Annotated in this window: 11 protein-coding genes; 3 read left to right on the top strand and 8 right to left on the bottom strand. The window is 70.9% G+C overall.

Features of this window, described 5'->3' with window-relative positions; genetic code table 11:
* Nucleotides 1-4: 4 nt before the first annotated feature.
* The gene (locus AAW13_RS07760; RefSeq protein ID WP_046726437.1) at nt 5-1,576 is read left to right on the top strand and encodes an NADH-quinone oxidoreductase subunit M; all 1,572 of its coding nucleotides are present in this window, start codon (nt 5-7) and stop codon (nt 1,574-1,576) included.
* Entirely contained in the window at nt 1,573-3,222 is a 1,650-nt protein-coding gene (gene nuoN / locus AAW13_RS07755) for an NADH-quinone oxidoreductase subunit NuoN (RefSeq protein ID WP_046726436.1), read from the top strand. The genes AAW13_RS07760 and nuoN overlap by 4 nt, the downstream gene beginning before the upstream one ends.
* A gap of 114 nt (nt 3,223-3,336) precedes the next feature.
* Here the strand turns inward: nuoN and AAW13_RS07750 are convergent, their stop codons facing one another.
* Nucleotides 3,337-3,858, bottom strand: coding sequence for a hypothetical protein (locus AAW13_RS07750; RefSeq protein ID WP_046726435.1), 522 nt, complete (start codon nt 3,856-3,858; stop codon nt 3,337-3,339).
* A 316-nt stretch (nt 3,859-4,174) separates the two neighbouring features.
* Here AAW13_RS07750 and recQ point away from each other — a divergent pair, with 316 nt between their 5' ends.
* Entirely contained in the window at nt 4,175-6,196 is a 2,022-nt protein-coding gene (gene recQ, locus AAW13_RS07745; RefSeq protein ID WP_206306174.1) for a DNA helicase RecQ, read from the top strand.
* A gap of 114 nt (nt 6,197-6,310) precedes the next feature.
* On the opposite strand, the gene AAW13_RS07740 is transcribed toward recQ, so the two are convergent.
* The 7 genes from AAW13_RS07740 to AAW13_RS07710 all read right to left on the bottom strand — a co-directional run bounded on the left by AAW13_RS07740 (nt 6,311) and on the right by AAW13_RS07710 (nt 14,281).
* Entirely contained in the window at nt 6,311-9,085 is a 2,775-nt protein-coding gene (locus AAW13_RS07740) for a fumarate reductase/succinate dehydrogenase flavoprotein subunit (protein WP_046726433.1), read from the bottom strand.
* A gap of 11 nt (nt 9,086-9,096) precedes the next feature.
* Nucleotides 9,097-9,885 (bottom strand): ABC transporter ATP-binding protein, encoded by a 789-nt coding sequence (locus AAW13_RS07735; RefSeq protein ID WP_046726432.1) that lies wholly within the window; start codon nt 9,883-9,885, stop codon nt 9,097-9,099.
* A complete protein-coding gene (locus AAW13_RS07730; RefSeq protein WP_046726431.1) occupies nt 9,869-10,780 on the bottom strand; it encodes an ABC transporter permease in 912 nt (303 codons plus the stop codon). The genes AAW13_RS07735 and AAW13_RS07730 overlap by 17 nt, the downstream gene beginning before the upstream one ends.
* Entirely contained in the window at nt 10,777-12,126 is a 1,350-nt protein-coding gene (locus AAW13_RS07725; RefSeq protein ID WP_046726430.1) for an ABC transporter substrate-binding protein, read from the bottom strand. Before AAW13_RS07725 ends, AAW13_RS07730 begins: the two co-directional genes overlap by 4 nt.
* A gap of 16 nt (nt 12,127-12,142) precedes the next feature.
* Nucleotides 12,143-12,370, bottom strand: a complete 228-nt coding sequence (locus AAW13_RS07720; RefSeq protein WP_010986276.1) for a 4Fe-4S dicluster domain-containing protein — start codon at nt 12,368-12,370, stop codon at nt 12,143-12,145.
* A gap of 31 nt (nt 12,371-12,401) precedes the next feature.
* Nucleotides 12,402-13,193: a GntR family transcriptional regulator gene (locus AAW13_RS07715; RefSeq protein WP_046726429.1), complete on the bottom strand. Its 792-nt coding sequence runs from the start codon at nt 13,191-13,193 to the stop codon at nt 12,402-12,404.
* Nucleotides 13,194-13,342: 149 nt separating this feature from the next.
* A complete protein-coding gene (locus AAW13_RS07710) occupies nt 13,343-14,281 on the bottom strand; it encodes a M56 family metallopeptidase (RefSeq protein ID WP_046726428.1) in 939 nt (312 codons plus the stop codon).
* Between the last annotated feature and the right edge of the window lie 108 nt (nt 14,282-14,389).

The following is a 14,389-nucleotide window of genomic DNA, read 5'->3' as shown; positions in this document are numbered from 1 at the left end:
ACCGATGTCCTTTCCTCTGCTGACAGCGACGGCGGCCCTCCCGGCCGTCGGAGCGATCGCCACGGCCGCCGTACCGGCCGCCCGGCGCACCGCCGCCAAATGGCTCGCGCTGGTGGTCTCGCTGGCCACGCTGGTGCTGGCAGTCGTCGTCCTGGTCCGCTTCGACCCGGACGGCGCCCGCTACCAGCTCACCGAATCCCACCCCTGGATCGCGGACTTCGGGGTCAGGTACGACCTGGGTGTGGACGGCATCGCCGCCGTCCTCATCGCCCTGACCGCCCTGCTGATCCCGTTCATCGTCCTGGCGGGCTGGCACGACGCCGACCCGCTGGAGACCGGCAGCAAGCGGTGGCGGCCCACTCAGGGCTTCTTCGCCCTGATCCTGGCCGTCGAGGCGATGGTGATCATCTCCTTCGAGTCCACCGACGTCTTCCTGTTCTACATCTTCTTCGAAGCCATGCTGATCCCGATGTACTTCCTCATCGGCGGCTTCGGCGACCGCGCCCATGAGCACGGCGAGGAAGCGGCGTCCACGCAACGGTCGTACGCCGCCGTGAAGTTCCTCCTCTACAACCTGGTCGGCGGACTGATCATGCTGGCCGCGGTCATCGGCCTCTACGTGGTCGCCGGGAACTTCTCCCTCACGGAGATCGCCCAGGCCCGTGCGAACGGCTCGCTGCACATGGCGACCAGCACCGAACGCTGGCTGTTCCTCGGTTTCTTCTTCGCCTTCGCGGTGAAGGCGCCGCTGTGGCCGCTGCACACCTGGCTGCCCAACGCCATGCAGGAGTCCACGGCCCCCGTCGCCGTCCTCATCACCGCCGTGGTCGACAAGGTCGGCACGTTCGCGATGCTCCGCTACTGCCTCCAGCTGTTCCCGGAGGCGTCGAAGTGGGCGACACCCGTCATCCTCGTCCTCGCCGTGATCGGCATCATCTACGGCGCGCTGCTCGCCGTCGGCCAGCGCGACATCAAGCGCCTGGTCGCCTACGCGTCGATCTCGCACTTCGGCTTCATCATCCTGGGCATCTTCGCGATGACCAGCCAGGGCCAGTCCGGCGCCACCCTCTACATGGTCAACCACGGCATCTCCACGGCCGCCCTGATGCTGGTCGCCGGCTTCCTGATCTCCCGCCGCGGCTCGCGCCTCATCGCGGACTACGGCGGCGTGCAGAAGGTCGCCCCGGTGCTCGCCGGCACCTTCCTGATCGGCGGCCTGGCCACACTGTCCCTGCCGGGACTCGCCCCCTTCGTGAGTGAGTTCCTCGTCCTGGTCGGCACGTTCACGCGCTACCCGGCCATCGGGATCGTCGCCACCTTCGGCATCGTCCTCGCCGCGCTCTACACCCTCGTCCTCTACCAGCGGACGATGACGGGCCCGGTGAAACCGGAGGTCTCCGCAATGCCTGACCTGCGCGCGCGTGAACTCGTGGTCGTCGCCCCGCTGATCGTTCTGCTGATCTTCCTGGGCGTCTACCCGAAGCCCGTCACGGACATCGTCAACCCGGCGGTCAAGCAGACCATGTCGGACGTACACAAGACCGACCCCAAGCCCGAGGCGGAGGCGGCCAAGTGAGCGCAGCAGCCGTCCACAGCCTGTGGACAACCGCGGCCGACCCGATCACCAAGATCGACGCGCCGAAGATCGAGTACGGACAGTTGTCACCCACCCTGATCGTCGTCGGCGCGGCGATCGTCGGGGTGCTCATCGAAGCGTTCGTCCCGCGCAAATCCCGCTACTACGCACAGGTGTTCGTCTCCGCCGTAGCCCTGTGCGCGGGCTTCGCGGCCGTCGTCGCCCTCGCCGCGGACGGCTACGGCACCACGAAGGCGCACATCGCCGCCATGGGCGCGATCGCCGTCGACGGACCGTCCCTGTTCCTCCAGGGCACCATCCTGCTGGCCGGACTCGTCGGCCTGTTCACCTTCGCCGAACGCCGGCTCGACCCCGCCGCCCACGGCAACCGCGTCGACTCCTTCGCCGCCCAGGCCGCGTCGGTCCCCGGCAGCGACAGCGAACAGGCCGCCGTCAAAGCCGGGTTCACCACCACCGAGGTCTTCCCGCTGCTCCTCTTCGCGGTCGCCGGCATGCTGGTGTTCCCCTCGGCCAACGACCTGCTGACGCTCTTCGTGGCCCTGGAGGTCTTCTCCCTCCCGCTCTACCTGATGTGCGCCCTGGCCCGCCGCAAGCGCCTCATGTCACAGGAAGCCGCCGTCAAGTACTTCCTCCTCGGCGCCTTCGCCTCCGCGTTCACCCTGTTCGGCATCGCCCTGCTCTACGGCTACGCCGGCTCCGTGTCGTACGCCACCATCGCCCAGGTCGTCGACGGCACCGTCACCAACGTCGACCCCGCCCTCGCCGGCACCATGGGCAACGACTCGCTGCTCCTCATCGGCGCCGCGATGGTCGTCATGGGCCTGCTCTTCAAGGTCGGCGCCGTCCCCTTCCACATGTGGACGCCCGACGTCTACCAGGGCGCACCCACCCCGGTGACCGGCTTCATGGCCGCCGCCACCAAGGTCGCCGCGTTCGGCGCGCTGCTGCGCCTGCTGTACGTCGTGCTCCCCGGCATGCGCTGGGACTGGCGGCCGGTCATGTGGGGCGTCTCGATCATCACCATGCTGGGCGGCGCGATCGTCGCGATCACCCAGACCGACATCAAGCGACTCCTCGCCTACTCGTCGATCGCCCACGCCGGATTCATCCTCGCCGGTGTCATCGCGACCTCGAAGGACGGCGTGTCGTCCGTCCTCTTCTACCTCGCCGCGTACTCCTTCGTCACCATCGGCGCCTTCGCCGTGGTCACCCTGGTGCGCGACGCGGGCGGCGAGGCGACACACCTGTCCAAGTGGGCGGGGCTCGGCCGACGGTCGCCCCTGGTGGCCGCCGTCTTCGCCGTCTTCCTGCTGGCCTTCGCCGGCATCCCGCTGACCTCCGGCTTCGCCGGAAAGTTCGCCGTGTTCAAGGCGGCGGCCGAAGGCGGCGCGGTCCCACTGGTCGTCATCGGTGTGATCTCGTCGGCGATCGCCGCGTTCTTCTACATCCGCGTGATCGTCCTCATGTTCTTCAGCGAACCGAGGCCCGAAGGCCCCACCGTCGCCGTACCGTCACCGCTCACCATGGCCGCCATCGGCCTGGGCGTCGCCGTCACCCTCGTGCTCGGCGTGGCACCGCAGTACTTCCTGGACCTGGCCAACCAGGCGGGAGTCTTCGTGCGCTGACACATCCGGTACCACCGTGGGCCCCGGTTCCCCGCACAGGAACCGGGGCCCACGCGCGCGTGCCCGACCGACACCACGGTCGTACGCCGTCGGCCGGGCACCCGCCGGGCACGACTACGTGCACGCCACCGTCGGATTCCAGGGCGCGAACAACCCGCTCGGGTTGTCCTTCCAGATCCACGCCCGCAGCGTGTACACCGGACCCGTGACCCCCGGAACCGTCGTCGGCCCCCGGAACGTCTGACCGAACAGCGTCGGCGCGGTCGTGCCGGTGCCGGCCCGCACGATCCACTCCACCCCGACCAGCGCACGCCCGCCGTCACCGTCCGCCTCGTACAGCAGGCCCGCCGGCCCGGCCGGGTCCAGACCGCCGACGTTGTCGGACTTCACGTAGTGGTAGCCCGCGCCTCCCAAGCCGGTCCGGGCGTCGCAGCCGGCAGCCCGGGCGTACCCGTCCGTGACGGCGAACGGCTCGTACTCGTAGTCCGCCGTCGCCGTGTACACCGGAGTCAGATCCGTCCACCCGAACGGATCGGCGGCGGCCGGGACGGGCGCCGCGCCGGCGGGAACCGCGGCCAGAGCGAACGGCACGGCCAACGCCAGAGCGACGCCGCCGACGCGGGACCTGAGAGACATCCTGAAGCTCCTCGGGGCGGAAGAGGCACGCGGGCCGCGGCGCCTCCGTACGACGCGGGCCTCCCCGGTCCCGCCCGTGCAGCATCGCCCGCGCCGCCGCCGGGCCGCCACGCGGACGCGGCCAAAGGACTGAGGACACCGCCGGACCGGGCGGCCCCGGCTCCCCACAGCCGCTCCGGCATCGCACCCGTACCCGCTCCCGCGGCACCCCCGCCGCCCTTCCCGGGCGGCCGGCCTGTGGATAACTCCGGCGCTGTCGGTCCTGACCCCTATCGTGGAGGCAGTGGTCGAGGGACGACGTACGGGGGACACGACGATGGGCGGGACAGGCGGAACCGACGAGATGCCAGGGACGACCGAGACGCCGGAGGCGCCTCAGAGGCCCGGACCGGCGGACAGCGAGGCACTGGCCACGCTGCACCGGGTCTTCGGGTACGACGCCTTCCGAGGCGAACAGGAAGCGATCATCGAGCATGTGGTGGCGGGCGGCGACGCCGTCGTCCTCATGCCCACCGGCGGCGGAAAGTCGCTGTGCTACCAGATCCCCGCCCTGGTCAGACCAGGTACGGGCATCGTGGTCTCACCCCTCATCGCCCTCATGCAGGACCAGGTGGACGCCCTGCGCGCCCTCGGCGTGAACGCGGGGTTCATCAACTCCACCCAGGACTTCGACGAGCGACGCGTGGTCGAGGCCCAGTTCCTCGCCGGTGAACTCGACCTGCTCTACCTGGCGCCCGAACGGCTCCGCCTGGACTCCACGCTGGACCTGCTCGCCCGCGGCAAGATCGCCGTCTTCGCGATCGACGAGGCGCACTGCGTCTCCCAGTGGGGCCACGACTTCCGCCCCGACTACCTCGCCCTCTCCCTGCTCGGCGAGCGCTGGCCGGACGTCCCCCGCATCGCGCTCACGGCCACCGCCACCCGCGCCACCCACCAGGAGATCACCCAGCGGCTCCACATGCCGGCCGCCCGGCACTTCGAAGCCAGCTTCGACCGACCCAACATCCAGTACCGGATCGTCCCCAAGGCCGACCCGAAGAAACAGCTCCTCGCCTTCCTGCGCCAGGAACACGAAGGCGACGCCGGCATCGTCTACTGCCTCTCCCGCAAATCCGTCGAGACCACCGCGGAATTCCTCAGCCGCAACGGCATCGAGGCCGTGCCCTACCACGCCGGCCTCGACGCCGGCACCCGCGCCGCACACCAGTCCCGCTTCCTGCGCGAAGAAGGCCTGACCGTGGTCGCCACCATCGCCTTCGGCATGGGCATCGACAAACCCGACGTCCGCTTCGTCGCCCACCTCGACCTGCCCAAGTCCGTCGAGGGCTACTACCAGGAGACCGGCCGCGCCGGCCGCGACGGACTGCCCTCCACCGCCTGGATGGCCTACGGGCTCAACGACGTCATACAGCAGCGCAAACTCATCCAGTCCGGCGACGGCGACGAGGCCTTCCGCCGCCGCGCCCAGGCCCACCTCGACTCGATGCTCGCCCTGTGCGAGACCGCCCAGTGCCGCCGAGGGCAGCTCCTGAACTACTTCGGCCAGGCCCCCGACCCGGCGGGCTGCGGCAACTGCGACACCTGCCTCACCCCTCCGGAGACCTGGGACGGCACCGTCGCCGCCCAGAAAGTCCTCTCCACAGTGGTACGACTTCAGCGCGAACGCGGGCAGAAGTTCGGCGCCGTCCAGATCGTCGACATCCTGCTCGGCAAGCGCACCGCGAAGGTCATCCAGTTCGACCACGACCAGCTGTCCGTCTTCGGTATCGGCACCGACCTCGAAGAAGGCGAATGGCGCGGTGTCGTCCGGCAACTGCTCGCCCAGGGACTCCTCGCGGTCGAGGGCGAGTACGGCACGCTGGTGCTCACCGAGGCCAGCGGAGCCGTACTGCGACGGGAATGCGAAGTCCCGCTGCGCAAGGAACCGAAGAAGCCGGTGGTCTCGCGTGCCGCGTCCGCCGGGACGTCCGGATCCTCGAGCAAGGGCAAGGCGAAGGCAGCTGTGGCAGAGCTGCCCGAGAACCTGCTCCCCGCCTTCGAGGCACTCCGCGCCTGGCGCGCCGAGCAGGCCCGGGAACAGGGCGTACCGGCATACGTGATCTTCCACGACGCCACTCTGCGGGAGATCGTCAGCCGCTGGCCCGAGTCCGTCGCCGAACTCGCCACCGTCGGCGGTGTCGGCGAGAAGAAGCTGATGACGTACGGCGAAGGCGTACTCGGCGTGCTGGCCGCCCTGAACACGCCGGCGCCCCCGGCTCCCGCGGCGGCCGAAACCGGGGGCGACGACCACTGGCCCGAGATGGACGCGGAACCGGAGCCGGAAGACGACTGGATATAGGCCCGCGCCGGCCACCCAGGCCACGGACGCCGTGAAGGTCACGGGGGCCGCGGGTGCTGTGGACGCCGCGGATGGTGCGGACGCCGCGGACGGTGCGGATGCCGGCGGGGTGGCTTACAGGCCCCTCGCCGCATACGCCCTGACATCCGCGTCCGAGTCCGCCGTCGCCGTGGCCAGCGCCGCCCGGGCCGCCTCCTCGACGGCGGCATGCCGGGTCAGGGCGAGGACGGCCGCTTTACGGACGTCGGCGTTCGGGTCGGCGAGGGACTTCGCGAGGGCCGGCACCGCCACCCCGGCAGCGGCGGCGCCCAGCGCCTTGGCGGCGCCGACCCGTACCTGCCAGGCAGGGTCGGCCAAGGCGGCCACCGCCGTCTCGGCCGCCGGCACCGGACAGCCGACACCGGCGAAGGCTTCGTAGGCCGCGCCCCGGACCAGCACATCGGTATCGCCGGTGAGCGTGACGAGGGCGTCCAGGACACCGTCCCGCTGCGGGGCCGCTCCGGCCGCCCCCACCGTCCCGAGGGCCTTCGCCACCGTCACCCGCACCTCACGGGACGGGTCGGCCACGGCACGGGCCAACGCCTCGGCGGCGTCCACCGAGACCAGCGCCCGCACCGCCTCGATCCGCACCGCCGGATCCGCGTCGCGGAGGGACACGGCGAACAGGTCGGCGTCACCCAGACGCAGCGCCCGCAGCACGTCCAGCGCGGCGGCCCGGACGACAGGGTCCGCCACGGTCAGCGCGCCGGCGAGGGCGTCGCGCAGCGCGGGTTCGGCCGGGAGCGTCTCGACCAGTTCCCGAAGCGAGGCGGCGGCCGCCGAACGCACCCCGGCATCGGGATCGGCCAGCGCACCGGCCAGCGACTGCCCGGTCCCCGCCGGAGCCGTCTCCGTGAGCACCGAGACGGCGGTACGGCGGACAGAGGCGTCGTCGTCCGCCAAATAGGGCGCCAGAGCAGCCAGTTCGGGTTCCTCCTCGGCGAGGGCGAGGAGCTCCAGCAGACGCGGGGACGCCGGCTCCGCCCGGTCCGGCTCCACGGTCCGCGCGGCCAGGCCGGCCACCGGCCCGGTCGCCACCGGCGGCACGTCACGTGCGCCCGCCGTGGCCACGTCCAGCGCCCGCACCTCGCCGATGAACCGGGACGGACCGCCGACCGGGGTGAACTCCTCGACCGGCACCAGATACGGAGCCACGGGACGAGCCGTGAACTCCATCGCACCAGAGGGGGACTTGTGCAGATCGAGATGATGGAACCAGGAGGCGTCGTCACGCTCGGGGTGATCGATCCGGTCGTGGTAGAGACCCCAGCGGGACTCCGTACGGGCCAGGGAGGCACGAGCGGCCATCTCCGCGCAGTCGCGGATGAAACTGACCTCGGCACACCGCATCAGCTCGTGCGGGGTCCGAGCACCCATGGCGGCGATGTCGTCCCGCATCCGCTCGAAGGACTCCAGGGCGAGGGAGAGCCGGGCCCCGGACTTCGGCGGAGCCACGTAGTCGTTCACGAAGCGGCGCAACTTGTACTCGACCTGGGGCTGCGGCGGGCCGTCGGGATTGCGCAGCGGGCGGTAGATCAACTCGTGCGCCTCACGCACCTGGCCGGCCGGCAACTCCCCTGTGTACGCCGAGTACTGGGAGGCGTCCGCACCCGCGAGGTCACCGAAGACGAAGGCGCCGATCATGTAGTTGTGCGGGACGCAGGCCAGGTCACCGGCGGCGTACAGCCGGGGGACGGTCGTCCGGGCGTGGTCGTCGACCCGGACCCCGGAAGCGGAATGACCGCCGCACAGCCCGATCTCGGAGATGTGCATCTCGACGTCATGGGTCCGGTAGTCGTGCCCCCGCCCGGAATGGAAGGTGCCGCGGGTGGGCCGCTCGGTGGAGTGCAGGATCGACTCCAGAGCGGAGACCGACTCCTCGGGGAGATGGCTCAGCTTCAGGTAGACCGGACCACGGTCGGACGCCACCTCGGCGGCGAACTCCGCCATCATCTGCCCCGACCAGTAGTCGGAGTCGACGAACCGCTCACCGTGCCGGTTGACCTGGTAACCCCCGAACGGATTGGCGACGTACGCGCAGGCAGGCCCGTTGTAGTCCTTGATCAGGGGATTGATCTGAAAACACTCGATCCCCGTCAGTTCCGCCCCGGCGTGGTAGGCCATGGCGTAACCGTCACCGGCGTTGGTCGGGTTCTCGTACGTCCCGTACAGGTACCCGGAGGCGGGCAGCCCCAGCCGTCCGGCCGCACCGGTCGCAAGGATCACCGCCCCCGCGCGGACGACCACGAACGCCCCCGTCCGGGTGTTGAAACCCGCCGCGCCCACCGTGCGCCCACCCGCCGTCAGCACCCGAACCGGCATCACCCGGTTCTCGATACGGATCCGCTCCCGCATCTCACGACGCCGCAACTGCCGGTACAGGACCTTCTTGACATCCTTGCCTTCCGGCATCGGCAGTACGTACGAACCGGAGCGATGCACCTGGCGGACCGCGTACGCGCCATGCTCGTCCTTCTCGAACTTGACCCCGTACGACTCCAGGCGCTGGACCATGGCGAAGCCGCGCGTCGCCGTCTGCCGGACCGTGGACTGGTCGACGATCCCGTCGTTCGCGCGCGTGATCTCGGCGACGTAGTCGTCGGGCTCTGCCCGGCCCGGGACGACCGCGTTGTTGACACCGTCCATGCCCATGGCGAGCGCCCCGGAGTGCCGGACATGGGCCTTCTCCAGGAGCAGCACGCTCGCGCCGTGCTCGGCGGCGGTCAGGGCGGCCATGGTTCCGGCGGTGCCACCGCCGACGACAAGGACGTCGCAGATCAGCTCCTCGGCGTCGGCGACGGCGGGAACGTCCAGAGGGGCGGGCGCGGGGGCGTCAGCGGGGGTGGTCACCGGGATGCCTTTCAGATGCCGAACGAAGACAGGACGGTACGGCGCAGGGCCGCGCGAGCAGGGTCGTCGAGGGCGCCGCGCTCACGCGGACGCGGCACGTCCCGTACGGACGCCACCCGGCCGGCGGCGAGCAGGGCGACCCGGTCACCGAGGAACAGCGCCTCGTCCACGTCATGGGTGACGAAGACGACGGTCGCCCCCGTGCCGCGCAACACCTCCACCAGCAGGTCCTGCATGCCGGAACGGGTCTGGGCGTCCAGCGCCCCGAACGGCTCGTCCATGAGCACCGCCCGCGGCGAGCCGGCCAGCGCCCGCGCCAACTGCGCACGCTGGCGCTGCCCGCCGGACACCCGGTGCGGCAACTGCCCCGCCTGCTCGGACAGCCCGACCCGCGCCAGCCAGGACGCGGCCTGGGCACGGCGTTCGGAACGTGACACCCCCTTGATGGCGAGGGGCAGTTCCACATTGCCGCGCAGCGTGCGCCAGGGCAGCAGCGCGTCCTCCTGGAAGACCAGCGCCCGGTCGGCCGAAGGACCCGTCAACGGGCTCCCGTCCTGCGCGACCGTCCCGGCCAGCGGTGCCAACAGCCCCGCGAACGTGCGCAACAGCGTCGACTTGCCGCACCCCGAGGGCCCGACGACCGTGAGGATCTCGCCGGGGCGTACATCCAGCGCCACATCGTGCAGCACCGGGGCGTCCGGCCGGCCGAGCACGGCCGCGCCGAGCGTCAGGCGGGCACCACGTGCCACCTCCGGCGCCGAAGCGGCCGCCGCTACCGCGACCTCAGACGAAGTGCTCATCGCGCGCCTCCTGATCGGTGCCGTCGCGGTCCTGCTGCTCGGCATCGGACTGCTTCTGGGACTCGCCGTCGGCCTGCACCGCGACCGTGACGACGGCCGCGGGCACCACAGCGCGGGGACGGCCGCCGGGGACGTACGAGGTACGGGGCAGCCAGCGGGTCAGACGCCTGCCGAGGAGTTCGACGGCCGTCGAGGTGACCCAGCCGAGCACCCCGATCGTGACCATCCCGACGAACACCCCCGGGTAGTTGACGACCGTGTAGTCCTGCCAGGTGCGGTAGCCGACGCCGTACTGACCGGAGATCATCTCCGCGGAGATCACACAGATCCACGACACACCGATACCGACCGACAGCCCGCCGAAGATGCCGGGCAGCGCGCCCGGCAGCACCACCGAACCCAGGATCCGCCACCTCCCGCCGCCCATCGTGCGCACCGCCTCCTCCCACACCGGAGTGAGGGCGCGCACCGCGTGCCGGGTGGAGACCATCACGGGGAAGAAGGCCGCGGTGCAGGTGATGAAGACGATGCCCTGCTCATTGGAGGGGAACAGGAGGATCGCCACCGGCACCAGGGCGATCGCCGGGATCGGCCGGATCACCTCCAGGACGGGCCCGAGCAGGTCCTCGGCGAGCCGGGAACGGGCCACGAGCACACCGGTCGCCACCCCCAGCACGGCCGCCAGCGCGAAGCCGGTGAGGATACGGGTCAGGCTCTCGGTGAGGTTCGTCCAGTAGTCGGCGCCGGAGACCCGGTCGGCGAAGGCACGGGCGACGTCGGTGACCGTCGGGAACTGCGAGAAACGCAGCCACAGGTCGACCTTCAAGCTGGTCAGCGCCTGCCACAGCCCCAGGGCGGCGGCCAGCGACGCCGCCCGCAGGACATACCGGCTCACGACGCGGCCCGCCGCAACGCGTCGCTGTAACCGACGACCTGCGCACCGGCGTGCGCGCCGACGTACGCCTGCGCGGTTGCCTGCGTCACGAACGGCAGCAACTGCTCACCGTCGGCGACCCACACCGCCTTGTCGGCGAACCAGAGGGTGCCGGTGGTGGCGTCGGGAACATATGCGGCGCGGATGCCCCCGCTGTGCTTGCCGACGTACGCGAGCAGTTCCTTGGGGGAGCCGAAGCTGGTGGTCTTCTCGGCTCCCTTGGGCCATACCTCGCTCGCGGAGGCCGCGGGGCCGACGGCGAGCCGCTTGGTGTAGTCGGCACCGCCCAGAGCCTTCTTCACGTACTGGTCGTCGACGAACGAGTCCACGTCGACGTCACCGGTCAGCTTCGCCGCCTTCAGAACCGACACGTCCTCTTTCAACGCGGAGACGAGCGCCGGCTTCACCGCGGGGTCGAAGGTGGCGATGCCGTGGGCGCCGTTGTACAGGTAGACGACCTCGGCGGGCAGGCCGGTCGCCTTGGCGACCTTCTCCGCGGCGGTCACCGGGTGGGCGTTGAGGTAGTCGGTCGCCTCGGCCTGGGCCTTCAGGAAGGCCTCCAGGACGGTGGGCCGCTGCTTGGCGAACGCCTCGCGGGCGGTGACGCCGTGGAACGTGGGGAGGTTCAGCTCAGCGCCGTCGTACAGGGCCTTCGCCTTGCCCTGGTAGGCGAGCAGGCCCGGCCAGGCCACGAACTGGGACAGCGCGTCCACGCTGCCCGCCGACAGGGCCGACGCGCCCACCGCGGGCTGCTGGTTGAGCTTCGAGATGCCCTTGTCCGGGTCGATCCCGGCCCGCTGGAGGGCGCGTACGAGCGTGCCGTCGGCAGCCGAGCCGATACTCGTGGAGACCTTCTTGCCCTTGAGGTCCGTCAAGGACGTCAGTGTGGAGCCGGGCGCGGTGACCACCGTGTTGAGGCCACCGCGGAGGTTGTAGCCGGTGACGGAGACCAGGTGCGTGGGCTGACCGAGTTGCTTGCCGCGGGCCGCGTTCAGCAGCAGCGGGAAGTCACCCATCGAACCGATGTCGATCTTCCCGGCGGTCATCTGCGCGGTGATCGGGGCGCCCGTGGCGTAGTCCTGCCAGTCGACCTTGTACGTGTGACCGTCGTGGAGGGCGTCGAGCTGCCGCTCGAAGTAACCGAGGGAGCGCAGCAGGGTGCCGGCCGTGACGGTGTTGATGGTCTTGGACTGGTAGCCGACGGTGATGGTGACCGTGTTGCCGTCGCCGGCCTGGGCGCTGCCGCCGCAGGCCGACAGGGGCAGCAGAAGGAGGGCAGCGGCGACGGCGATCGCTTTGTGTTTCATCGGGGTTCTGGGCCTCTCACCGGAGCAGATAGGGCATGTTGACCGTCACGGCTCCGGTGGGACAGCGGGCCGCGCACGGGCCGCAGTACCAGCACTCGTCGACGTGCATGTAGGCCTTGCCGTTGCTCTCGTCGATGGCGAGGGAGTCCAGCGGGCACATGTCCACGCAGAGCGTGCAGCCGTCGATGCACTTGGACTCGTCGATGGTCACGGGCACATCGGCCCGCTGGGGCGCCAGAGGCATGGCTGTCTCCAGGAAACGGGTCAGCGAGGGGTCAGAGGGAGCGGCGCAGGAGGCCGCTCATGGTGATGCGGTCGCCGCGGAAGCGGATGAACTCGAGGTCGACGGGGCGGCCGTCGGCGAGGTGCGTGAGCCGTTCCAGCATCAGTACGGCCGCGCCGCGCGGGGCCTGGAGCACGGCGGCGGAGTGGGCGTCCGCGTTCACCGCTTCCAGGGTGATCTCGGCATGCCCCAGGGGCTGACCGGTGATCGATTCCAGGAGCCTGAAGACGTCGTTGTTCTCCAGGTCGGCACCGAGGAGCGCGGTGCCGATGTCCAGGGGGATGTAGGTGAGGTCGAGGGAGAGGGGGAGACCGTTCAGGTGGCGCAGGCGTTCGATGTAGAGGACGTCTGCGCCAGCCGGAACGCCGAGGCGTCCGGCGACGGGGGCGGGTGCCGGGGCGGGGCCCACGGTGCGGACCTCGTTGGTGACTTGGCCGTGCTCGTGGAGGGTTTCCGCGAGGCCCATCAGGCGGTCGAGTCCGTGCGGGTACTTCTGGGCGACGACCACGGTGCCCACGCCGGGGAGCCGGTCCACCAGGCCCTCCGCCCGGAGCAGGTCCAGAGCCTGACGGACGGTGTTGCGGGTGGCTCGGTAGTCGGTGGCGAGGGTGGTCTCGTGGGGAAGGGTGCCGTCCGGGCAGGCGCCGGTGAGGATCTGGTGACGCAGCAGGTCGGCGAGTTGCCTGGCCTGGTCCGCACGCAGCCGGCGACGCGCCCGGTGGGCGGCGACCGTGGTCGCGGCGCCCTGACCGGCGTGGTCTCGGATGCGGTCGGTGGGTGGCATGGCTGGAACCATACCGATGCGGTAGGGAATGGGGTGTTGCGGAAATGTTGCGCCACCTGAGGCCTCGTCGGACACGCCGTTGAGCTGCGGTTTTGTGGCGGTGTGAGGAAGATCTGCCACTGGGGCGCCGGTGTGCGCAGGAACATGTCCTAGCCGAGTGCCGTCAGCCCCGGTGCGAACGTGATCAGGAGGGGCAGCAGGGGGATCAGCGCGGCCACCGTCGTCGTCAGGGCCCGCTGGCGGCGCAGCAGCCGTGGAGGTGGCTCCAGGAGGCGGTCGACCCGCTCGCCCAGCAGCCGGCGGCTCGACGCGCAGGAGAGGACTCCGCGGTGCTGGTTGAGTTCGATCAGGGCCAGCGCGGTGGTGAGGTGGCCGCAGCGGCGGGACGCGGTGTCGTCGGCGGCCAGTTCGACCAGCCGGTGGGTCTGGTCGCAGAAGTGGGAGAAGAGCGGCACCCGCGGGAAGCCCGTGGCGAGAGCGCTGGACAGGTGGAGCAGCCAGTCGTGGTGGGCGCGGGCGTGTCCCCGTTCGTGGGTGAGGACCGCGTCCAGCTGGTGGTCGGTGAGGCGGTGCAGCGCTCCTGTCGTGACGACCAGCTGCGGCGGGTGCCCGGGCATCCACCAGGCGTCCGGGTACTCGTCCTCCAGCACCAGCATCGGCCCACGTGCCGCCGGCAGGCCCGCGGGCAGTTCCGGCGCCCGCTCGCGCAGGTGGGCGCGGGTACGGTCGCGGCCCCGGCGGGCCTCGACGAGCTCGCGGGCGAGCATCGCCGTCGTCCATGCCGCCCCGCACGCCAGCAGCACCGTCAGGACGACCGCCCACAGGGGCGCCACGGAGAGGTCGTACGCCGCGGTGACCGCCGGTGGCGCCGGGGCAAACACCCTGTCGCGCACGGTGTGGAAGACCGCCGCGGCACCCAGGACCAGCGCGGCCAGGCAGCACATCAGCACCGTGGCGACCAGGCACTGCCACACCCAGAGCGCGACCACCGGTTCGCGCTCCGGCCACAGGGCCCGCACCAGTGCACGCGGCACCGGAACCGCGGCCGTCAGAGCGACGGTGGTCAGCAGGAGCAGGCAGACGGTCATGCCGGGGCTCCGTTTCCTGATCGGAGAGGTGCGCGGGAGGCTGGGCGGGTGGTGCGGGGGGACAGGCCGTTGTGCGACAGGCTGCGTACGCCGGTGCGTTTCGTGGCC

The sequence above is a fragment of the Streptomyces humi genome (assembly GCF_001005085.2).
GTDB classification, from domain to species: domain Bacteria; phylum Actinomycetota; class Actinomycetes; order Streptomycetales; family Streptomycetaceae; genus Streptomyces; species Streptomyces humi.
Note: the sequence above shows the minus strand (reverse complement) of the source record. Positions and strands in the feature narration are given on the sequence as shown.